Source organism: Methylobacterium sp. J-070 (assembly GCF_022829385.1).
Taxonomy (GTDB): domain Bacteria; phylum Pseudomonadota; class Alphaproteobacteria; order Rhizobiales; family Beijerinckiaceae; genus Methylobacterium.
Map to the genome: position 1 here is coordinate 1 of NZ_JAKSXX010000249.1, position 363 is coordinate 363.

Here is a 363-nt window from a genome sequence, read left to right on the forward strand (position 1 = left end):
GATCTCTAAGGCTTCGATCTCTGCCGCCTCAAGGTTGGGCAGGTCGACCCCATCGTCGTCGCGCGTCACGTCCTCACCATCGTGCAGGACGTCGAAAAATTGGCGTGGCATCCGCCCTCTGGCGATGCTGAACCTATCTGCCTGCCCGGCACAACGTTGCCGGGTGTTTTCAAGGTCCATCACGCCCAAGCGTTGCGGCCCCCGACGTCGGCCCGATTTGGGCGCACAGGGCAAGGCACAAGCCTTGATCACCCAGACCTGATTGTCCAGCTGTCGGGAGGCTGGTGCAGGCGGCTGATAGGGAGTAACGGGGGAGTACGAGGGTCAGGTGTCAGCCGCTGATCGAGAACGGCGTTACCTCTA

Annotated in this window: 1 protein-coding gene; it reads right to left on the reverse strand. The window is 62.0% G+C overall.

The window, feature by feature from the left end:
• Positions 1–180, reverse strand: a 180-nt coding sequence (locus MKL01_RS29395) for a DUF6894 family protein (RefSeq protein WP_409566378.1), incomplete at its 3' end; no start/stop codon positions are given.
• Positions 181–363 lie beyond the last annotated feature (183 nt).